General features: G+C 70.5%; 18 protein-coding genes. 9 read left to right on the top strand and 9 right to left on the bottom strand.

What is annotated here, in order from left to right; all coding sequences use genetic code 11:
* The first annotated feature begins 241 nt into the window (after positions 1 to 241).
* Positions 242 to 1,429 carry a uroporphyrinogen-III synthase gene (locus tag IZR01_RS18190; RefSeq protein WP_194924498.1) on the top strand — a complete coding sequence of 396 codons (1,188 nt, stop codon included), beginning with the start codon at positions 242 to 244 and terminating at the stop codon, positions 1,427 to 1,429.
* Positions 1,430 to 1,504: 75 nt separating this feature from the next.
* Positions 1,505 to 2,308, top strand: a complete 804-nt coding sequence (locus tag IZR01_RS18185; protein ID WP_194924497.1) for an aminoglycoside 3'-phosphotransferase — start codon at positions 1,505 to 1,507, stop codon at positions 2,306 to 2,308.
* Positions 2,309 to 2,501: 193 nt separating this feature from the next.
* Here the strand turns inward: IZR01_RS18185 and IZR01_RS18180 are convergent, their stop codons facing one another.
* On the bottom strand, positions 2,502 to 2,960 hold the full coding sequence (locus IZR01_RS18180; RefSeq protein WP_194924496.1) for a hypothetical protein: 459 nt from the start codon (positions 2,958 to 2,960) through the stop codon (positions 2,502 to 2,504).
* 280 nt (positions 2,961 to 3,240) lie between these two features.
* On the opposite strand from IZR01_RS18180, the gene IZR01_RS18175 reads away from it, so the two are divergent.
* Entirely contained in the window at positions 3,241 to 3,615 is a 375-nt protein-coding gene (locus IZR01_RS18175; protein WP_194924495.1) for a VOC family protein, read from the top strand.
* A 189-nt stretch (positions 3,616 to 3,804) separates the two neighbouring features.
* Here IZR01_RS18175 and IZR01_RS18170 read toward each other — a convergent pair whose 3' ends face one another.
* The 4 genes from IZR01_RS18170 to IZR01_RS18155 are packed head-to-tail and all read right to left on the bottom strand — an operon-like array spanning position 3,805 to position 8,621.
* Entirely contained in the window at positions 3,805 to 4,491 is a 687-nt protein-coding gene (locus IZR01_RS18170; RefSeq protein WP_228554847.1) for a TetR/AcrR family transcriptional regulator, read from the bottom strand.
* A gap of 16 nt (positions 4,492 to 4,507) precedes the next feature.
* Positions 4,508 to 5,821, bottom strand: coding sequence for a phenylacetate--CoA ligase PaaK (gene paaK / locus IZR01_RS18165; protein WP_228559709.1), 1,314 nt, complete (start codon positions 5,819 to 5,821; stop codon positions 4,508 to 4,510).
* Positions 5,822 to 5,844: 23 nt separating this feature from the next.
* Complete coding sequence (pcaF, locus tag IZR01_RS18160; RefSeq protein WP_194924494.1) at positions 5,845 to 7,050, bottom strand: 3-oxoadipyl-CoA thiolase; 1,206 nt, start codon at positions 7,048 to 7,050, stop codon at positions 5,845 to 5,847.
* Positions 7,047 to 8,621, bottom strand: a complete 1,575-nt coding sequence (locus IZR01_RS18155) for a 3-hydroxyacyl-CoA dehydrogenase NAD-binding domain-containing protein (RefSeq protein ID WP_228559707.1) — start codon at positions 8,619 to 8,621, stop codon at positions 7,047 to 7,049. The genes pcaF and IZR01_RS18155 overlap by 4 nt, the downstream gene beginning before the upstream one ends.
* Before the next feature lie 120 nt (positions 8,622 to 8,741).
* On the opposite strand from IZR01_RS18155, the gene paaN reads away from it, so the two are divergent.
* Positions 8,742 to 10,409, top strand: coding sequence for a phenylacetic acid degradation protein PaaN (gene paaN, locus IZR01_RS18150; RefSeq protein ID WP_194924510.1), 1,668 nt, complete (start codon positions 8,742 to 8,744; stop codon positions 10,407 to 10,409).
* A gap of 48 nt (positions 10,410 to 10,457) precedes the next feature.
* Here the strand turns inward: paaN and IZR01_RS18145 are convergent, their stop codons facing one another.
* Positions 10,458 to 11,210 (bottom strand): helix-turn-helix domain-containing protein, encoded by a 753-nt coding sequence (locus tag IZR01_RS18145; RefSeq protein WP_194895342.1) that lies wholly within the window; start codon positions 11,208 to 11,210, stop codon positions 10,458 to 10,460.
* Positions 11,211 to 11,305: 95 nt separating this feature from the next.
* Between IZR01_RS18145 and IZR01_RS18140 the strand changes: the two genes are divergently transcribed.
* The 3 genes from IZR01_RS18140 to cpt all read left to right on the top strand — a co-directional run bounded on the left by IZR01_RS18140 (position 11,306) and on the right by cpt (position 12,993).
* Entirely contained in the window at positions 11,306 to 11,500 is a 195-nt protein-coding gene (locus IZR01_RS18140) for a hypothetical protein (protein WP_194895341.1), read from the top strand.
* A 79-nt stretch (positions 11,501 to 11,579) separates the two neighbouring features.
* Positions 11,580 to 12,359 (top strand): crotonase/enoyl-CoA hydratase family protein, encoded by a 780-nt coding sequence (locus IZR01_RS18135; protein WP_194924493.1) that lies wholly within the window; start codon positions 11,580 to 11,582, stop codon positions 12,357 to 12,359.
* A gap of 73 nt (positions 12,360 to 12,432) precedes the next feature.
* Positions 12,433 to 12,993 (top strand): chloramphenicol phosphotransferase CPT, encoded by a 561-nt coding sequence (gene cpt / locus IZR01_RS18130; RefSeq protein ID WP_194924492.1) that lies wholly within the window; start codon positions 12,433 to 12,435, stop codon positions 12,991 to 12,993.
* Between the two features lie 31 nt (positions 12,994 to 13,024).
* On the opposite strand, the gene IZR01_RS18125 is transcribed toward cpt, so the two are convergent.
* Positions 13,025 to 13,564 (bottom strand): GNAT family N-acetyltransferase, encoded by a 540-nt coding sequence (locus IZR01_RS18125; RefSeq protein ID WP_194924491.1) that lies wholly within the window; start codon positions 13,562 to 13,564, stop codon positions 13,025 to 13,027.
* A 140-nt stretch (positions 13,565 to 13,704) separates the two neighbouring features.
* Between IZR01_RS18125 and IZR01_RS18120 the strand changes: the two genes are divergently transcribed.
* On the top strand, positions 13,705 to 15,330 hold the full coding sequence (locus IZR01_RS18120) for a hypothetical protein (RefSeq protein WP_194924490.1): 1,626 nt from the start codon (positions 13,705 to 13,707) through the stop codon (positions 15,328 to 15,330).
* A 152-nt stretch (positions 15,331 to 15,482) separates the two neighbouring features.
* Here the strand turns inward: IZR01_RS18120 and IZR01_RS18115 are convergent, their stop codons facing one another.
* On the bottom strand, positions 15,483 to 16,682 hold the full coding sequence (locus tag IZR01_RS18115; protein WP_194924489.1) for an IS110 family RNA-guided transposase: 1,200 nt from the start codon (positions 16,680 to 16,682) through the stop codon (positions 15,483 to 15,485).
* Positions 16,683 to 16,962: 280 nt separating this feature from the next.
* Between IZR01_RS18115 and IZR01_RS18110 the strand changes: the two genes are divergently transcribed.
* Positions 16,963 to 17,754: a nucleotidyltransferase domain-containing protein gene (locus IZR01_RS18110; protein ID WP_194924488.1), complete on the top strand. Its 792-nt coding sequence runs from the start codon at positions 16,963 to 16,965 to the stop codon at positions 17,752 to 17,754.
* Positions 17,755 to 17,812: 58 nt separating this feature from the next.
* Here IZR01_RS18110 and IZR01_RS18105 read toward each other — a convergent pair whose 3' ends face one another.
* Positions 17,813 to 18,598, bottom strand: coding sequence for a class I SAM-dependent methyltransferase (locus IZR01_RS18105; RefSeq protein ID WP_194924487.1), 786 nt, complete (start codon positions 18,596 to 18,598; stop codon positions 17,813 to 17,815).
* Positions 18,599 to 18,658: the final 60 nt, after the last annotated feature.

Raw genomic sequence — 18,658 nt, 5'->3', positions numbered from 1 at the left:
TGCGCCGCGCCGCCGTTACCCCCGCGCGACGGACGTCTCACAGCGGCAAGTCACGTACGTGACGTGCCGCGCATGGCGTGTTGTCCGCAGGCTCGGCACGGGCTCGACGCAGGCTCGGCACGGGCTCGACGCAGGCTCGGCACGGGTTCGGCGCGGGTGCGAAACGCGAGCGCGGACCGTCTTACCGCCCCGTAGCCGGTCGGCAACACCACCGTAATCGGGCGCGGAGATAGTGCGGCTCATGGACACCACGACAATCGAATCGGACACACCGGGTTCACCGACGGGTGTGCCGACCGCCGCGCAGGCCGGAGCGCTCCCCGAACCCCTGGTCGGCTGCGTCGTGGCGATCACCTCCGACCGGCGCCGGGAGGAGTTGGCGGCGATGCTCCGGCGGCGCGGGGCAGAGGTCATGACGGCGCCGACCATGCGCATCATCCCGCTGACCGACGACCGGGTGCTGCGGGCCGCGACCGAGGAGTGCCTGCGCGGGCCGCTGGACTACGCGGTGGCGACCACGGGGATCGGCTGGCGGGCGTGGATCTCCACGGCCGAGGGCTGGGGTCTGGCCGAGCCGCTGTCGGCGGTGCTGACCGCGGCCACGCTGGCCGCGCGCGGGCCGAAGGCGACCGGCGCGGTCCGGCAGTGTGGGATGCGCGAAACCTATTCGCCGCCGTCGGAGTCCTCCACCGAGCTGCTGGCCTGGCTGCTGGCCCAAGACCTGGCCGGCTCCCGGATCGCGGTGCAGCTGCACGGCAGCGCCGACACCGCGTTCCTGGACGCGCTGCGCGGCGCCGGCGCCGAGGTGGTGCCGGTGCCGGTGTACCAGTGGGGACCGCCGCAGGACACGGCGGCGGTGGCCCGCCTGGTGGAGGCGGTGGTGCGGCGGCAGGTGCACGCGGTGGCGTTCACCTCGGCCCCGGGCGCGGCGGCGTTCCTGGCGGCGGCGGAGAACGACGGCAGCCTGACCCGGGTCGTGGACGCGATGCAGGCGGACGTGTTGGCGGCGTGCATCGGCCCGGTCTGCGCGGCGCCGCTTGAGGCGCACGGCATCGCCCCGGCCTGGCCGGACCGCGGCCGCCTGGGCTCACTGGCCCGGGTGATCACCCAGGAACTCCCGCCCCGCGTCCGCCGCCGCCTGAACACCCCCGGCCGCGACATCGTGGTGCAGGGCAACGCGGTCCTGATCGACGGCCGCCCGGTCCCGCTCTCGCCGCTGCCCGCCGGCGTGCTGCGCGAGCTGGCCCGGCAGCCCGGCCGGGTGCTGAGCCGGGCCGAGCTGCTGCGCCGGGTGTGGACCGGGATGCGACGGGACGAGCACGCGGTGGAGGCGACGGTCGCGCGGCTGCGGACGTCGCTCGGGGAGCACGCGGATGTGGTGGCGACGGTGACGAAGCGGGGCTATCGGCTGGCGGTGGAGCCGAGCTGAGGCTGGAGCCCAGCTGAGGCGCGGCGCGGCGGATAATCCCGGGCCCTGGCGCGTGGACCCTGGCATCCTGCCTAAATGACCTTGCCCAGCTTCGACAGCGTCCCGCCGCCCGACCTCCCGGTCCCGGATCCGATCCGCGAGGCCGCGGCCGGACGCGTGATCGTCCCGGTCTGGCACAACGAGGGCGCCTCGACCTTCCGGCTCGGTTCCGGACCGGACGCCCGCTATGCGAAGTGGGCCCCGGCCGGCAGCGAGGTGGACCTGGCAGGGGAGGCGGCGCGGATGCGGTGGGCCGGGGCGTTCGTGCTCGTGCCCCGGGTGATGGAGCAGGCGTCGAACGCCGACGGCACGTGGCTGATCACCGCCGCGCTCGACGGGGAGATGGCGGTCAGCGAGCGCTGGAAACAGGACCCTGCGACAGCCGTGCGGGTCATCGGCGAGGCCCTGCGCGTCTTCCACGACGCGCTGCCCGTCGCCGAGTGCCCGTTCAGCGCCTCCGCCGAGGAGCGGGTCGCCGAGGCCGAACGCAACGCCGCGCAGCGCGCGCATCGCACCCTGCACACCGATTTCGCCGGACTCAGCTACGCCGACGCGCTGAAGCGGGTCGCCGACATCCCGCCGGTCGACAAGCTCGTGGTCGGCCACGGCGACACCTGCGCGCCGAACACCCTGCTGTCCGCCGACGGCCGCTTCGCCGGGCACGTGGACCTTGGCGACCTCGGCATCGCGGATCGCTGGTCGGACCTGGCGATCGCGACGTGGTCGACCACGTGGAACTACGGCGGCGGCTGGGAAGAGCCGCTGCTGGACGCGTACGGGATCGCGCCGGACCCCGAGCGCACCGAGTACTACCGGCTGCTGTGGGAGGTCGCTCCCTGAGCCATGGCCGGTTCCTGGGTCATGGCCGGTTCCTGGGCCATGGCTGGTTCCTGGGTCATGGCCGGTTCCTGAGCCATGGTCGGTTCCTGGGTCATGGTCGGTTCCTGGGTCATGGCCGGTTCCTGAGCCATGGCCGGTTCCTGAGCAATGGTTGGTCCCTAGGCGAGCGCTGGTCCCAGGCGAGGGTTGGTCCCTAGGCGGTGGTCGGCCCCGGAGTCATGGTCGGTCCCTGGGCCACGGCCCCCGCGTGGACCGTGGCCCACGTGCGAGCCACCATCGGTCCCTGAGCCACCGCCGCCTCCGGCTGCGGCCGCGCGGCCGGCCCGAGGATGCGCCAGCGCTCGATCAGCAGCGGGATCAGCACGTTCCGCCACACCTCGAGATCGACCTGCCCGCTTGTCATCCCGCCGCGCGCCAGTTCCTCGCGGTAGATGCGGTCCGTGGTCGGGTCGTCGAAGGTGTTGCCGGTGAGCCATCGGAAAGAGGACCGCAGGATCTCCACCAAGTCGCGCTCGGCGGTGGGCAGCATCTGTTTCGCCAGCATCGTCCGCAAGGACCGCCACACGTAAGGGTCCCCGCGCAGGCCCCAGGCCGCGGGTTCCGGTTCGAAGAGGTCGGCGATGGAGCCGACCGGCGCGAGCTCATCGATCATGTCGCGTACTTTCCTTCAGCCACCACGTCTAACGCAGATCTTCCCGAATCTGCCCGCGGGCGACAAGGTCTTGCGGGCTGAGAACTTAGTGAGAAATCCAGTACTGTGGATCGCGTGAACACCGGACCGGCCATGGGCCACGCACGGATCGGCGACCCGGTGGCTGGCTGAGCGCGCCGCGGGTGCCGAACCGGTACCCCTTACGCGCGGCACGCGGACCTCCCAGCACTCGTGCACCCACCGACGAGTCCCGCTGGAAACCCGAATCCTTTGAGGTCACATGCCCGCGACGTTCAACCACACCATCATCGCGTCCAAGAACCGGACCGAATCAGCACTCTTCTTCCGCGAACTGCTCGAAGCCGCCGAGGCGCCGTCCTGGGGCCCGTTCGCGAACATCCAACTCGCCGACGGCGTCCTGTTGCAGTTCGCCGAACCGCCGGTCGAGATCCAGATGCAGCACTACGCCTTTCTGCTCGACGACGATCTGTTCGACCGCGCCTACCAGCGGCTGTGCGCGGCCGGGATCGAGCACTTCGCCGACCCGCAGATGCGGCTCCCGGGCGAGATCAACCACGAGCACGACGGGCGCGGCGTCTACTTCCTGGACCCGGCCGGCCACGGGATCGAACTGATCACGCGGCCCTATCTGTAGCAGGAACCTGGCAGCGCACGGGCCTGCTTTAGCGCACGGTCCTAATGGCGCACGGGCCTGATAGCACAGGGGCCTGATAGTACGGGGCCCGATAGCTCGACTGGCCACCACAGTAGGCCGCGGCGGCTCGGCGGACCGACCGGCCGCGGGCGGCGCTGATCGGTCTGCCGACCCTGCCGGCCCTGCCGATCAGCGCCGCCGCAGCCCGTCGAACACCACGTGCGTCACCGCGGACGCGACGTCGTCCGCGGACCACCGCCCGGGCCCGGGCCGGTACCACTCCACGACCGAGTTCACCATCCCGAACACCAGCCGGGACGCCAGCCGCGGGTCCAGGTCCGTGCGCAGCGCCCCGGCCGCGGCCGCGCGCTCCACGAACCCGGCCAGCCGCTGGTCGATCGCCCGTCGCGAGGCCTGCGCGGCCCGCTCGGCCTCGGTGTTCCCGCGTACCCGCAGCAGCAGGGTCACATACGGCAACTCCTCGACCAGGATCTGGACCGCGCGGAACACCGCCTGCTCCACCCGGTCCAGATCCCCGGCGTCCGGCAGGTCCTCCAGCGTGTCCAGCGAGGCGTTCAGCGCGTCCAGGGCCCGGTTGACGCCGCGGGTCAGCAGCTCCTCCTTGCCCTTGACGTGGTGGTAGATCGAGGACTTGGTGATCCCCGCCGCCCGCGCCAGATCCTCCATGCTGGTCCCGTCGTAGCCGCGCTCGTTGAACACGGTGACGGCGACTTCTAGCAGGGAGTCGGGCGTGTAGGTGACGCGCCGCGCGGCGGCGCCCGTCTGGGCCCGCGGGGAGTCCTGGACTCGCTGCGAGCCCTGCGAGCCCTGCGGGCTTTGGGAGCCCTGCGAGTTCTGCGAGTTCTGAGAATTCATCGGAACCTGTTGTAGATCATTTTTCGCCGCCTCGCATATCGAGGATCCGTTGTGCCTTGCCTTGCGAGCGTTCCAGCGCCCCCGGGTCCAGCACGTCGACCGTGACCGTGACGCCGAACCGCTCCTTCACCCCGAACGCCAGCCGCGAAGCGGCCGCGTCCCGATCCACCGAAGCCTCGCGCGCCTCGACCCGCACGCACAACTCGTCGAGCCGTCCCGGACGGGTCAGCACACAGACGAAGTGCGGCGCGAGCCCGGCGATCGTCAGCAGCTCCTCCTCGATCTGGCTGGGGAACACGTTGACGCCGCGCACGATCATCATGTCGTCGCTGCGCCCGGTGATCCGCTCCATCCGCCGCATCGGCCGGCTCAACCCGGGCAGCAGCCGGGTCAGGTCGCGCGTGCGGTAGCGGATGACCGGCATCGCCTCCTTCGTCAGCGAGGTGAAGACCAGCTCACCCATCGCGCCGTCCGGCAGCACCTCGCCGGTGCCCGGATCGACGATCTCCGGGTAGAAGTGGTCCTCCCACAGGTAAGTGCCGTCCTGCTCGGCGACGTCCTCGTTGCCGACGCCGGGACCCATCACCTCGGACAGCCCGTAGATGTCCACGGCGTGCACGGCGAGCCGCTCCTGGATCTCCGCGCGCATGGCGTCGGTCCACGGCTCGGCGCCGAGCACCGCGACCCGCAGCGAGGTGGCGGCCGGGTCGATACCCTGCCTCACCATCTCGTCGACGATGGCCAGCAGGTACGACGGCGTCACGCAGATCGCGTCGGGCTCGAAGTCCTGGATCAGCTGCACCTGCCGCGCGGTCTGCCCGCCGGAGATCGGGATCACGGTGGCGCCCAGCGCCTCGGCGGCGTAGTGCACGCCGAGTCCGCCGGTGAACAGGCCGTAGCCGTAGGCGACGTGGACCCGGTCGCCGGCCCGGACACCGGCGGCGCGCAGCGAGCGCGCGCCGACCGAGGCCCAGTTCTCGAGGTCGGTCTTGGTATAGCCGACGACGGTGGCCTTGCCGGTGGTGCCGGACGAGGCGTGGATCCGGGCGACCTGCTCGCGCGGCACGGCGAACATGCCGAACGGGTAGTTGTCGCGCAGGTCCTTCTTCGCGGTGAAGGGGAAGTGCCTCAGGTCGGCCAGTTCTTTGAAGTCGCGCGGGTGCACGCCGGCTTCGTCGAAGGCTGACTTGTAGTGCGGGACGTTGGCGTAGGCGTGGTCCAGGGTCCACGCCATGCGCTCGGTTTGCAGAGCCCTGAGTTCCTCGACAGTCATCCGCTCGGCGTCGTCGAGGACCCGCTCCGGAATCTGCATCTTTCCCTGGCTCGGCATCTTTCCCAAACCTGGACGCGAGCTCATGCCGCACGCTCCAGCAGCACGGCGATCCCCTGTCCGACGCCGATGCACATCGTCGCCACGGCGTAGCGGGCCTGCCGCTCGTTCAGTTCCAAGGCCGCGGTGAGGGCCAGCCGGGCGCCGGAGGCCCCGAGCGGGTGCCCGAGGGCGATGGCGCCGCCGTTGGGGTTGACGTGGGAGGCGTCGTCGGGGAGTCCCAGTTCCCGCAAGACAGCCAGCGACTGCGCGGCGAACGCCTCGTTCAGCTCGACGACGTCGATGTCGCCGATCCCGAGCTTGGCCCGCTCCAGCAGGCCGCGGGTGGCCGGGACCGGGCCGATGCCCATGATGCGCGGCTCGACGCCGGCGGTGTGCGAGGTGACGACCTTCGCCAGCGGCGTGAGGCCGTACCGCTCCACGGCTTCCCCGGAGGCGACGAGCAGCGCCACGGCGCCGTCGTTGACGCCGGAGGCGTTGCCGGCGGTGACGGTGCCGCCCTCGCGGAACGGCGTGCCGAGCTTGGCGAGCGCTTCCAGGGAGGTGCGGCGCGGGTGCTCGTCCCGGTCGACGACGACCGGATCGGCCTTGCGGCGCGCAATGCTGATCGGCGAGATCTCCTTGGCCAGCCGGCCGTTCTCCTGGGCCAGCAGCGCGCGTTCCTGGGAGCGGAGCGCGAACGCGTCCTGGTCCTCGCGGCCGATGTGGAACTCCTCGGCGACGTTCTCGGCCGTCTCCGGCATGGAGTCGATGCCGTACTGCTTCTTCATCAAGGGATTGACGAACCGCCAGCCGATGGTGGTGTCGAAGACGTCGGCGCCGCGGGCGAAGGCGGTATCGGCCTTGCCCATCACGAACGGCGCCCGCGACATCGACTCCACGCCGCCGGCCACGACGAGGTCCGCCTCCCCGAGCCGGATCTGCCGCGCAGCCTGCACCAACGCCTCCAGCCCCGATCCGCACAGCCGGTTGACCGTGGCGCCGGGCACCGTCACCGGCAACCCGGCCAGCAGCGACGCCATGCGCGCCACGTCGCGGTTGTCCTCGCCGGCCTGGTTGGCATCGCCGAGGAAGACCTCGCCGACGGCCTCCCCCGGTATCTGCGGGACGCCCGCGAGCAGTTCGCGGATGACGTGCGCGGCGAGGTCGTCGGGGCGGACCGACGCCAGGGCGCCGCCGTAGCGGCCGAAGGGGGTGCGGGTGCCGGTGACTAGGTAGGCGTCGGTCATGCTGGATCCTTGTCGGGGTTGTCGTGCTGGTGGTCCTGGTGCTGGTCGGGGTTGTTCTGAGTAGGGTCGTGTTCCTTCAAGAAGTCGTCGAGCAGCGTGTCGGCCTCGGAGTCCTTCGCGAGTTCCTCGATCAGCGCGGCGCCGGGTGCGCGGCTGAGCGGCGCGTCCATGAGCCGGTCGGCCTGAGCGAGTTGCCGCAGCAACGGCGAGGCGCGGTAGCGGCCGTCGCGATAGACGTCCTCAAGGTTGTCGAGGACTTCGCAGAGGTAGCCGAATCCCAGGTCCTCGCCCCACTCCAGCGGCCCCTTGGGGTAGTTGACCCCGAGCTTCATGGCGGTGTCGATGTCCTCCTCATCGGCGTCGCCCCGATAAAGCGCGTCCACGGCTTCGTTCACCAGGCGTGCGACCGTGCGGGTCGCGACCAGGCCGGGGACGTCTTCCAGGATCACGACCTTCTTCCCCATGGCCTGCAGGAACACGATGGCCTCCTGCAGGCGATCGTCCGGGGTGTCGGCGGCGGGGGCGATCGCGACGGTCGACATGCCGTCGGGATCGATCACGATGTCGATCAGGATCCGGCCGTCGCCGTAGGAGGTCGCGGTCTTGCCGTGGCTGCGGTGGAGCCTCGGCGCGGGATACCGCTCCAGACCGAGCGTGTCCGCGTAGCTCGGCGCCGCCTTCTCCACGCCCTCGCCGTACTCGTAGAACCCGCGCCCGCTCTTGCGCCCCAGCCGCTTCGCCGCGACGTGCTCCTTCTGCGTCCACGCCGGGGTGTAGCGCGGGTCGTAGCCGGTCGCCTCCCAGACCGAGGTCGAGACGGCGAGGTTCACGTCGAGCCCGATCATGTCCATCAGCTCGAACGGCCCCATCTTGAAGCCGCCGCTCTCGCGCAGGACCGCGTCGATGGTCGCGATGTCGGCCGCCTGCTCCTCGTAGGCGCGCAGGGCCTCGGCGTAGAAGGGCCGGGCGACGCGGTTGACGATGAAGCCGGGGGTGGAGCGGCAGTGGACCGTGGTCTTGCCCCAGGCCTGGGCCAGGGCGGCGACGGCCGCGCTGAGCTCGGGGGCGGTGGCCAGGCCCTCGATGACCTCGACCAGCGGCATCAGCGGCGCCGGGTTGAAGAAGTGCATGCCGACCAGGCGCTCGGGCTCGCGCAGGGCGCCGGCGATGGCGCTGATGGACAGCGAGGAGGTGTTGGTCGCCAGCAGGCAGTCCGGGCCGACGATGCCTTCCAGCTCGGCGAACAGCTTCTGCTTCACGCCGAGGTCCTCGACCACCGCCTCGACGACCAGGACGGCGTCCTCGAGCTCGGCCGGCGCCTCGATCGCGCGCAGCCGGTCCCGGCCCGCTTGAGCTTCCTCAGCGGCGATCCGGCCCTTCGCCGCGAGCGAGTCCAGGCGCTTGCCGATGCCCTCGACAGCCCGCGCGGCGGCCCCGTCGAGCGCGTCGTAGACCGCGACCGTGTGCCCGGCCTGTACGGCCAACTGGGCGATTCCGGCGCCCATGGTGCCGGCGCCGATCACTCCGACGAGTGACCCGCTCGACTCGTTCCCCACCGTGGTCCCCACCATCGACGTTCGCTCCTTCCCAGGCCGTGGCTGCCGGGCGGTAGCCCACCCTGGAACCGACCGACCGTTCGGTTTACTCTAGAACCCGTCAGGGCCGCCACACCAGCATCCCGGGAGTCGATGATGACCGCCACGGCCGAACAATTCACCGCCCGCCACCGCGAAACCCTCGGGCGGGCGGTGGAGGCGATCCGCGAACGCGCCTTCTGGACGCCCTACCCGGAGATCCCGAAGGCCTATGGCGAGGAGGCCGGGCCGGCCGGCAAGGCGGCCTATGAGGGCTACCTGAACCGGCCGTTCCCGCTGGCCCAGCCCGGGACCGACGAGCTGGTCGGGGGCGAGAAGTCGCCGTACGGCGTGGCGCTGGGCGTCACCTACCCGCACCCGGACCTGGACGTGCTGCTGCCGGCGATGCGGCAGGCGATGCCGAAGTGGCGCGACGCCGGCCCCGAGGCCCGGGCGGCGGTGCTGATCGAGGCGCTGGCCCGGCTGAACGCCCGGACCCACGAGATCGCGCACGCCGTGCACCACACCTCCGGCCAGGCCTTCGGCATGGCGTTCCAGGCCGGCGGACCGCACGCGCAGGACCGCGGGCTGGAGGCGGTGGCGTACGCCTACGCCGCGCAGACCGCGCAGGTCGCGGCCGCCGAGTGGGAGAAGCCGCAGGGGCCGAAGCCCTCGCTGCACATGACGAAGAAGTTCACCGCCGTCCCGCGCGGGATCGGACTGGTCATCGGCTGCAACACCTTCCCGACCTGGAACAGCTACCCGGGCCTGTTCGCCTCGCTGGCCACCGGCAACGCGGTGGTCGTGAAGCCGCACCCGAACGCGATCCTGCCGCTGGCCATCTCGGTCGCGGTGCTGCGCGACACGCTGGCCGAGGCCGGCTTCGACCCGGACCTGGTGGCGCTGGCGGTGGAGAAGCCGGGCGAGGGGCTGGCCAAGACCCTGGCGACGCGCCCGGAGATCCGCGTCATCGACTACACCGGCTCCACGGAGTTCGGGGTGTGGCTGGAGCGCAACGCACCGCAGGCCGTGGTCTACACCGAGAAGGCCGGGATCAACACGGTGATCGTGGACTCGGTGGAGGACTACAAGGGGATGCTGGGCAACCTGGCCTTCTCGTTCTCCCTCTACAGCGGCCAGATGTGCACCACCCCGCAGAACATCTTCCTCCCGCGCGAGGGCATCACCGCCGGCGGCGAACACAAGTCCTTCGACGACTTCGCCACCGACCTGGCCACCGCGGTCGACAAACTCCTCGGCGACGACACCCGCGCCAACGCCCTGCTCGGCGCGGTCTGCAACCCCGGCGTCACCGACCGGCTGAAGCAGGCGGAATCGGTCGGCAAGACCATCCTCGCCTCCCGCACCGTGAAGAACCCCGAGTACCCCGACGCCGAGGTCCGCACCCCCCTCATCGCCGCCATCGACAGCACCGACACCGACGTCTACACCGGCGAGTGGTTCGGCCCGATCAGCTTCCTGATCGCCGCCGACACCACCGACCAGGCCATCGACACCTTCCGCAAGACAGTCCAAGACCACGGCGCCATCACCGCCGCGGTCTACTCCACGGACGACGACGTGATCGTCAAGACCGAGGACGCGGCCCTGGACGCCGGCGTGAACCTGTCGGTCAACCTGACCGGCGGCGTCTACGTCAACCAGAGCGCGGCCTTCTCGGACTTCCACGCCACCGGCGCGAACCCGGCCGCCAACGCGGCGCTTTCGGACTTGGCTTATGTGGCCAGCCGGTTCCGGGTGGTGCAGTCTCGGCGGCATATCTGAGCGATCTGGTCCGCGCGGCCCCCGGGACTTGGTTCCCGGGGGCCGTTCTCACGCCTCCGGAGCGGACGAATAACGCTCGATCGTCCCCGGAGCGGTGCTGGCGTCCAGAAACACCAGCTCCCACGGGCCGGTGTTCACGTCGAAGTCCTTCCCGAATCCGACCCACTTCCCCGAGATGCGACGTCCGGTCGGCTCAGCGAGCATCTGAAGGGCGCCGTAGTAGGTGGCGCCCCGGTAGAAGCCCTCCTCGCCAGTCCGCTCGCGCCACGTCCCGGTGATGATGTTCCGATCGACGGTCAGATCAACGCTCATGGAGGACTGGGGATCCAGCGAGTTCGGAGAGATGGACCGGCCGGTGATCCGATCCCCTGTCTGGAGCAACAGGACATGATGGGCGCCAGTGAAGGTCTGTTCTCGGCTGGACGAGAAGAACTCGTAGCGGGACAGCCAGATGCCTGAGAAACCGGGTTGTGCTGCCTGAGCACCGTCGGCAGCTTCAGGGTTGGCGACGCCCTGAGCGGATGATTCCGCAGCGGACATGTCGTGACCTCCTTCTCGGTCCGGGCTGACCCTCGCAGGGAAGCCCATCGCTTCGATCGGCACCCCGAGCACAGCTTCCAGAGCGCGCGCATAGACCGGCCGGGGCTGGGCCGTGGTGCCCGACTCCCAGCGTTGTACGAGCCGCTTACTGGCGTCGTTGGGCTCACCGACGGCCTTGCCGGCCTCTCGGATGCGGCGGGCAAGCTCCTCTTGACTCAGACGTAGGCTGAGCCGAGCAGTCTTCAGCGTGTCGTTCGTCATGGTCCAAGGCTAGGGCTCTGAGCACCGGAGTGACACCGGAATGACGCCCTCGGGACGGCGCGGCGACGCCGGGGTGCGTCAGGACACTGGTCAACGTGGAGAACGAACCTCAGATGACGTCCGCCTGCCCGGTCAACCCACGGCCCGGGTCACTGGTCCGGTATGCGGGCAAGACGTTCAAGGTCATGGCATACATCGGTGTGAACACCGTGGCGCTCCGGCCACCCAACGGCGGCGTGGAGACCTGGGTACCTACCGGCGAGATCAGCGTGATACCGGCATCCGATTAGCACTCAGGCCCGGGATCGCTCCGGTCCCGACGGATGCATCGCTGTAGCGAACTGCCGGCAGCCAGGCCAGACTGCCCCCATGAACGCTGAGCCCCCCGCCGTCCGCGTCGAGAAGAACGGCCCGGTCACCACCGTCGTCCTGCACCGGCCCGAGGTTCGCAACGCCGTGGATCCGGCGACCGCTGGTGCGTTGTTGGCTGCGTTCCAGGAGTTCGAGAAGGATGCGGATGCGCATGTCGCCGTGCTGTATGGCGATGGGGGGACGTTCTGTGCGGGGTTCGATCTGAAGGCGCTGACCGGCGGGGCGGTGCCGGCCGGGATGGTGGAGTACGGGGACGGGCCGATGGGGCCTTCGCGGTTGCGGTTGTCGAAGCCGGTGGTCGCGGCGGTGGCGGGGCATGCGGTGGCTGGTGGGCTGGAGTTGGCGTTGTGGTGCGATCTGCGGGTCGCGGAGGAGAGTGCGGTGTTCGGTGTGTTCTGCCGGCGGTGGGGGGTGCCGTTGGTGGACGGCGGGACGGTGCGGCTGCCGCGGCTGATCGGGCAGAGTCGGGCGATGGACATGATCCTGACCGGGCGTGGGGTGCCTGCCGACGAGGCGTTGGGGTGGGGCTTGGCCAATCGGGTGGTGCCGGATGGGACGGTGCGCGCGGCCGCCGAGGCGCTGGCCGCCGAGATCGCCGCGCTGCCGCAGCTGTGCCTGCGCGAGGATCGCATGTCAGTGCTCGAACAGGACGGGCTGGACGAGGAGGCCGCGCTGCGGAACGAGTTGCGGCACGGGCAGGTGTCGCTGGTCGAATCGGTGGCGGGGGCGCGGCGGTTCGCGGCCGGGGCCGGGCGGCACGGGGCGGCGGCGGACTAGCAGACTAGCGGGCTAATCGGCTGGCAGAACTAATCCGCTTCGGAATCGCGGCACCACCGCCTACTGTGACCCGGTGCCCATTCAAGCGATCATCCTCAACGGCGGCTCCAGCTCCGGCAAGACCAGCATCGTCCGCTGCTTCCAGGACCTGCGCCCCGAGCCGTGGCTGGCCTTCAGCGTCGACGGCTTCGTCGACGCCCTGCCGCCGAGGATGCGCGACGGCGACGACCCCGACGCCAACACCAACACCAACACCGGCATCCAGTTCGGCCCGGACGGCGAGGTGACCGTGGGCGCCGACTTCCGGACCCTGGAAGCCGCCTGGACCGCTGGCGTCGCGGCCACGGCCCGGGCCGGCGCGCGGATCATCGTCGATGACGTCTTCCTCGGCGGCGCGGCCTCGCAGCAACGCTGGGAACAGGCCCTGGCCGGGCTCGACGTCCTGCGCGTCGGCGTGCACTGCGACAGTGCGGTCGCCGCAAGCCGCGAAAGCCGACGCGGCGACCGCACGCCGGGAATGGCCGCGCGGCAAGCGGAAATCGTCCACCAAGGCGTGCGCTACGATCTCAAGATCGACAGCACCGACACCTCGGCCGCCGACTGCGCCCGCCTCATCGCCGAGCGGATCGCATAGCCCACGCCCAGCGCCGCTGCAAACCACTCAGTCAGTCTTTTGGATCCAACTCCGACAACCGCAGAGCCAACAACATCCCCGGCCACTCCCCACCCCGCGTCGGCACCGTGAACTCCTGCACCCGCGTAAACCCATACCGCTCATAAACCCGCACCAGGCTCCCGCCCTCGCCGGCCCAGCAGTCCACCCGCATCAGGTCGATCCCCCGCTCGGCCGCCTCCTGCTTGGCCCGCTCGAACAGCACCTGCCCGATCCCGCGTCCAGCGTGCTTGCGCGAGGTAATCAGGAAGTTGACGTACAGCTCCCGCTCTTCAGCATCCGGCACATAAGGCTGGCGCTCCTCGGTGATCACCATCGCCCCGAGCGGAGTCCCGTCCTCGTCCTCCAGGATCCGCATCCCGCCGGTGTCCGCACGCTCCAGGAACCCGGCCTCGCGGGTGCTGTTCTCCCCGCTCCATGGCTCGGTCCCCCACTGCTGCGTGTTGCCGCGCGCGTTCATCCACGCCACGGCCTCGTCGCCGAAGGCCAGGAACAGCGGGACGTCCGCCCGGCCGCCAAGTCGAATCTGCATGTTCCCTTCCTAGCAACATGATCGCTTGCGAGCAAAGAGTTCGTTGGCGAAGAGATCGCAGGCAAGAGTTCACGTGAATACGCATCAGATATAACCGCTGTTCACCCGCGCTCCGACCCAGCCCTATAGAACTCCGCTCCATGAGAATCTACCTAGCGTCCAAGCGACGCCTCGCGGTCTCGGCGGTCGCCCTGGCCGTGGGCTCCGCGCTCCTGGTCCCGGGCACGGCCATGGCGGCCGGCCGGCACCGCGGCGGGCAGCCGACCGCCTGGACGCTGTCCGGCCAGGTCACGCCGGCCTCGCTCAAGGGCGGACCGTGGACGCTGGGCCAGACCCCGGCCACGTACGGCTCCCCGGACGCCGGCTACTGCGACGCCGCCGGGAACGTCACGCGCAACCCGGGCACCGAGCTGTTCCAGCCGGCCTACTTCCCGAACGTCACCGGCAGCGGCCAGCACCTGCGCGGCTTCTTCGACTACCGCCCCAAGGACACCGACGAGGCGGTCCTGGCTGCCAAGTCCGACGACGGCGGCAAGACCTGGACCTACCAGGGCCAGGCCCTGGAGTCGCAGAAGGGCCAGTGCCCCTCGCCGGCACTGAACGACGACGGCCAGGGCCACCCGACCGTGCTGCACGTGGACGGCAAGGACTTGCTGTACACGCTGACCCGGCCGACCGCCGACACCGCGGGCTCGCAGCTGCTGGTACACCGGATCGGTACCGATGCCAGCCCCGCGGCCGACGCCAAGAACCCGCTGGCCAAGCTGCCCGCCGCGCAGTCCGTCGGCACCGGCGCGAAGACCACGCTGACCGCCGCGGTGACCCTGCCAGCCGCGACCATCGCGGCCGCCGACACCTCGGCGTTCGAGATCCCCGGCACCGTCCGGATCCAGACCTCGGCCGGGCTACAGGACGTGCGCTGCACGGACTCCACCGACACCTCCTTCACCGGCTGCACCGGCGGCGAGGGCACCGCGGCCAGCGGCGCGGCGGCCGGCACCTACCCGGTGGTCCCGGCAGACACCCAGGCCACCACCGGCCTGATCTCCCCGGACGGCATCCTGGGCGTGCTGCCGGGCAAGGACGGTCGCTCGGTGACGGTCCTCTACGTCGAGAAGCAGCTGGACTACTTCAAGACCGCGGACCAGGCCAACGCCTGCGCCGTGCCGTTCGCCACGCTGAACAAGATCGGCGAGGGCAAGAACAAGGCGCCCTACTACGGCAACAACGAGGACCGCTCGACGGTCCGCAGCGCGACCACCCGCGACGGCATCCACTTCACCGACAACGGCCCGGTCAACGGCCTCGGTGACAACGAGAGCACCGGCGCGACCGCGACCCGGTTCGTCAGCCCGTCCGGCACCGTGGTGAAGAACCCCGACGGCACGCTCGGCCTGTTCTACGGCGCCGGCAACTGCTACGACGGCGACAGCGACGGCTTCCACTACATCGGCTACGCCACCAGCAAGGACGGTGTGAACTGGAAGATCGTCGACGGCTTCACCAACCCGCTGCTGTCGGTGGACACCGCGTTCCCGAAGACCAGCCCGGCGCTGTACTACAGCGGCCGCATCTACGGCCCGCGGGTCGTGCTCGGCCGCGACGGCAAGACCGCGACCATGGTGTTCGCCGGCTACCGCACCCCCAAGCCGCTGCCGAACCCGGGCACGGTGCTGGGCACCGACCCGAGCGCGCGGTACACGGTCGGCGCGAACGATCTGGCCTCGTACCGCAGCATCCTGACGGTGACCCTGACGGCCAAGTAGCAAGTAAGGCCCCTGAAAGTAGGGTCCTCAATCAGTGCGGCAGCGGCGCGGCCCGGGCACCTTCCCGGGCCGCGCTGCCTGTTACCGTGAGCTGAATCTTCTGCTTCCCGGGGGTGCCCCTATGTCTTTCGTCAAGGGGCGGAGAGGTTAGATCATGACGTCGCGGGCTGGGCTGCATAGAAGGAGCCGTCGCGGAGCATGGCGAACAGGACGGTGATCCGTCGGCGGGCCAGGCGCAGCAGCGCCTGGGTGTGGGTCTTGCCGCTGTTGCGGTGGCGGTCGTAGTAGGCGCGGGAGGCGGGGTCATGGAGCGCGGCGAACGCGGACAGGAACATGGCACGTTTGAGCTGCCGGTTCCCGCGCCGTGGCGCGTGTTCGCCTTTGATCGAGGAGCCGGAGGCCTTCGTGGCCGGGGACAGTCCGGCGTAGGAGGCGAGGTGGTCGGCGTCGGGGAAGGTGCGGCCGTCGCCGATGGTGACCAGCAGCGTTGCGGCGATCCTGACCCCGACGCCGGGCATGGAGGTCAGGAGTCGGTGAAGAGGGTGGGCCTCCAGCAGAGCAGCGAGCCGGCCCTCCAGCGCGTCGCGTTGGGTAAGGATCTCCGACAGTTGCCGGGCCAGGGAGGGCACGATGACCTCGGCCGCGGCCGTGCCGGGCACGACGACGGTCTGCTCGGCCAGCGCCTGGGTGATCGCGGCGGCGAGGCGCCCGGCCATGCGCGGTGCCTTCGGCTTGAGGATCACCGTGATCTGCTCGGTTCCGGCCTGGCGCAGCTGCTCCGGGGAACCCAGGTGTTGCAGCAGTTCCAGCACGGCCGGGTGGTGGATCCGCTTGCCGAGCACGCGCTCCAGGCTGGGGTGGATCTGGGCGAGCAGGCCGCGCAGCCGGTTGGAGGTGCGGGTGGACTCCCCGGCCAGGTCGTCGTCGAACCCGACGAGCATGGCCAGCTCGGCCTCGGTCTCGTCCGCGACGGTGATCTGCCGCAGGGCGCGCGGGTTGGTGCGGGCGACGTCGGCGATGATGAACGCGTCGCGGGCATCGGTCTTGGCCTCGCCCTCGTACATGTCCGCGGCCCGGCGCATCGCCAGACCGGGCAGGTAGGCGACCTCGCACCCGCAGTCGCGGGCCACCGTCAGCGGCAGCGCGCCGATGTTGGCAGGCTGGTCAACGATCACCAGCACGGTGCCGAACTTGGTCTTGAGCTTGCCGAACACCTCCCGCAGCTTCGGCTCGGAGTTCGGCAGCCGCTTGTCGAAGACCTTCTTCCCGGCCGGGGTCAGCCCGTGCCCGTGGTGCTCGCCCTTGCCGACGTCCAAGCCCAGGAAGACGCCGATACCGCTGGTGTCGTACACGAAGCCCCTCCGCGTCGTGCATCGTCGTGTCCATCTGGCCTCGACCTTGCACCGCGCGCCGGCAACCACGTTACGCAGGCCGTTCCCTTCACGCCCGGCGTTGCACCGGGCACGGGAGCGGACCAGGCCCCTTATCAGCGGTCAAGCAGTGCTCCAAGCCCGGCGGCAACACCCCCCAGGCCATACCGCCAACGACGGCGGCAGGGGGCAAACAGCCATACCGGGCCCAGAGGCCAGATCATCCCCCTTGCGGGGACCCCTAAAAGGTAACGGGGCTGCCATGACGCAGAGCGACGAAGCGGTCGCCAACACCGGCACTGACGCTGCCGTCGACACCGACACCGACACCGACACCGACACCGGCACCAACACCGACACCAAGCCGGACTTCGACGCCTTCGAACCGGGCACCGTCCTGCTCTCCGGCATCATCGGCTCCACCGCCTACGGCCTGTCCGGCCCCGGCTCGGACGTGGACCGCCTCGGCATGTTCGCCGCCCCCACGCTGTCCCTGCTCGGGTTGCAGACCCCGCGCGAAAGCCACGTCACCGCCAAGCCCGACGTGACGTTCCACGAGGCGGCGAAGCTGGCCCGGCTGGCGCTCGGCGGCAACCCGACGGCATCGGAGCTGTTGTGGCTCCCCGACGAGCTGTACGAGCGCCGCACGCCCCTCGGCGACGAGGCGATCGCCCTGCGCACCGCGTTCCTGTCCGCACCCCGCGTCCACGACGCCTACCTCGGCTACGCCACCCAGCAGTTCCGCAAACTCCTCTCCCGCGACCCGAGCTTCACCCACCGCAAGATCGCCAAGCACGCACGCCACCTCATGCGTCTGGTGGACCAGGGCCACGAGCTCTACACCACCGGCCACGTCACCGTCCGCCTGGCCGACCCCGAGCGCTGCCGCGCGTTCGGCGAACGCGTCGCCGCCGATCCCGAGGCCGTGCGCCCGTTCATGGCCGCGGCTGAGGAGCGGTTCGCGTCGGCGCGGAGCGTGTTGCCGGCGGAGCCGGACACGGCGGCGGCGCAGGATTGGGTGCTGCGGGTGCGGAAGGCGTTCTGGGTGGGGTGAAGCTGGCGAAGCTGATTGAAGCTAGGTGATACCCGGTGATGCCCGGTGCAGGCCCCGCTCAGTGCCGCGCCGTCAGCACCGGCTGGTAGTAGCCGGACTCCGAGGGTTCCTGCCACGTAACGTCCCGAAAGCCAACCGCTGCCGCGAACTCTCCCAGCTGTTTCCGCGTCAAAGCCCAGTACGTGGCCCGCCGCACCCGCACATCCCATCCCGGGCCGCCGGACGGAACCGGCACCAGCTGGAAATGTTCCAGGTCGTAACGCTCGCCGTCGGGGTGCCAATGCCACAGCTGGAAGGCGATGGCGCGTCCGGCCTCGTGCTCTGAGACCTGCGGCGACGTCGACGCGGGGTGCTGGGCGCGAAGCTCGTCGTAGTCGCGCACCGTCAGCACCAGCAGACCGTCAGGGCGCAGGACCCGCCGCATCTCGGCCAGCCCGGCGATGAGCGCGTCGGGGGTCAGCAGATGCGGCACGGAGTTGTCGGCACTCAGCACGACGTCGAAAGCCCCGTCGCCGAACGGCAACGCCCGCATGTCCGCCGCCGCGGTCGGCAGCCCGACGCCGCGTGCCGAGGCCTCCCGTGACGCGCGGGCTGCGGCACGTGGGCTCAGATCCGTCCCGATCACCTCGGCGTCGCCCACCCGCGCCAGCCCGATGGCCTGCGTCCCGATCCCGCACGAGCAGTCCAGGACCCGCCGCGCCACGCCGATGCCGCCGGTACCGCCGACGCCGATGCCCGCCTCGATCACCGCGGCCAACACCGAGGCCTGATACTCCATGCTGGCGTCCCAATCCCGGAAGATCAGGTGGTAGTCATCGGCCAGTTCGTCGTAGAAGGCGCGCATCCGGCTACTCTGCCAGCGTCTTCCTGGAGGACACCAGCGTCCACGGCCGGTGCACTGATG

It is taken from the genome of Catenulispora pinisilvae, assembly GCF_015356865.1.
Lineage (GTDB): Bacteria > Actinomycetota > Actinomycetes > Streptomycetales > Catenulisporaceae > Catenulispora > Catenulispora pinisilvae.
The sequence above is the reverse complement of the archived record's forward strand: the minus strand, read 5'-3'. Positions and strand labels throughout refer to the sequence as shown.

Bases quoted from the DNA above. Each gene is read 5' to 3' on its own strand.
- IZR01_RS18190 (WP_194924498.1), top strand. From the start codon at position 242: ATGGACACCACGACAATCGAATCGGACACACCGGGTTCACCGACGGGT.
- IZR01_RS18185 (WP_194924497.1), top strand. From the start codon at position 1,505: ATGACCTTGCCCAGCTTCGACAGCGTCCCGCCGCCCGACCTCCCGGTC.
- IZR01_RS18180 (WP_194924496.1), bottom strand. From the start codon at position 2,960: ATGATCGATGAGCTCGCGCCGGTCGGCTCCATCGCCGACCTCTTCGAA.
- IZR01_RS18175 (WP_194924495.1), top strand. From the start codon at position 3,241: ATGCCCGCGACGTTCAACCACACCATCATCGCGTCCAAGAACCGGACC.
- IZR01_RS18170 (WP_228554847.1), bottom strand. From the start codon at position 4,491: ATGAATTCTCAGAACTCGCAGAACTCGCAGGGCTCCCAAAGCCCGCAG.
- paaK (WP_228559709.1), bottom strand. From the start codon at position 5,821: ATGCCGAGCCAGGGAAAGATGCAGATTCCGGAGCGGGTCCTCGACGAC.
- pcaF (WP_194924494.1), bottom strand. From the start codon at position 7,050: ATGACCGACGCCTACCTAGTCACCGGCACCCGCACCCCCTTCGGCCGC.
- IZR01_RS18155 (WP_228559707.1), bottom strand. From the start codon at position 8,621: ATGGTGGGGACCACGGTGGGGAACGAGTCGAGCGGGTCACTCGTCGGA.
- paaN (WP_194924510.1), top strand. From the start codon at position 8,742: ATGACCGCCACGGCCGAACAATTCACCGCCCGCCACCGCGAAACCCTC.
- IZR01_RS18145 (WP_194895342.1), bottom strand. From the start codon at position 11,210: ATGACGAACGACACGCTGAAGACTGCTCGGCTCAGCCTACGTCTGAGT.
- IZR01_RS18135 (WP_194924493.1), top strand. From the start codon at position 11,580: ATGAACGCTGAGCCCCCCGCCGTCCGCGTCGAGAAGAACGGCCCGGTC.
- IZR01_RS18125 (WP_194924491.1), bottom strand. From the start codon at position 13,564: ATGCAGATTCGACTTGGCGGCCGGGCGGACGTCCCGCTGTTCCTGGCC.
- IZR01_RS18120 (WP_194924490.1), top strand. From the start codon at position 13,705: ATGAGAATCTACCTAGCGTCCAAGCGACGCCTCGCGGTCTCGGCGGTC.
- IZR01_RS18110 (WP_194924488.1), top strand. From the start codon at position 16,963: ATGACGCAGAGCGACGAAGCGGTCGCCAACACCGGCACTGACGCTGCC.
- IZR01_RS18105 (WP_194924487.1), bottom strand. From the start codon at position 18,598: ATGCGCGCCTTCTACGACGAACTGGCCGATGACTACCACCTGATCTTC.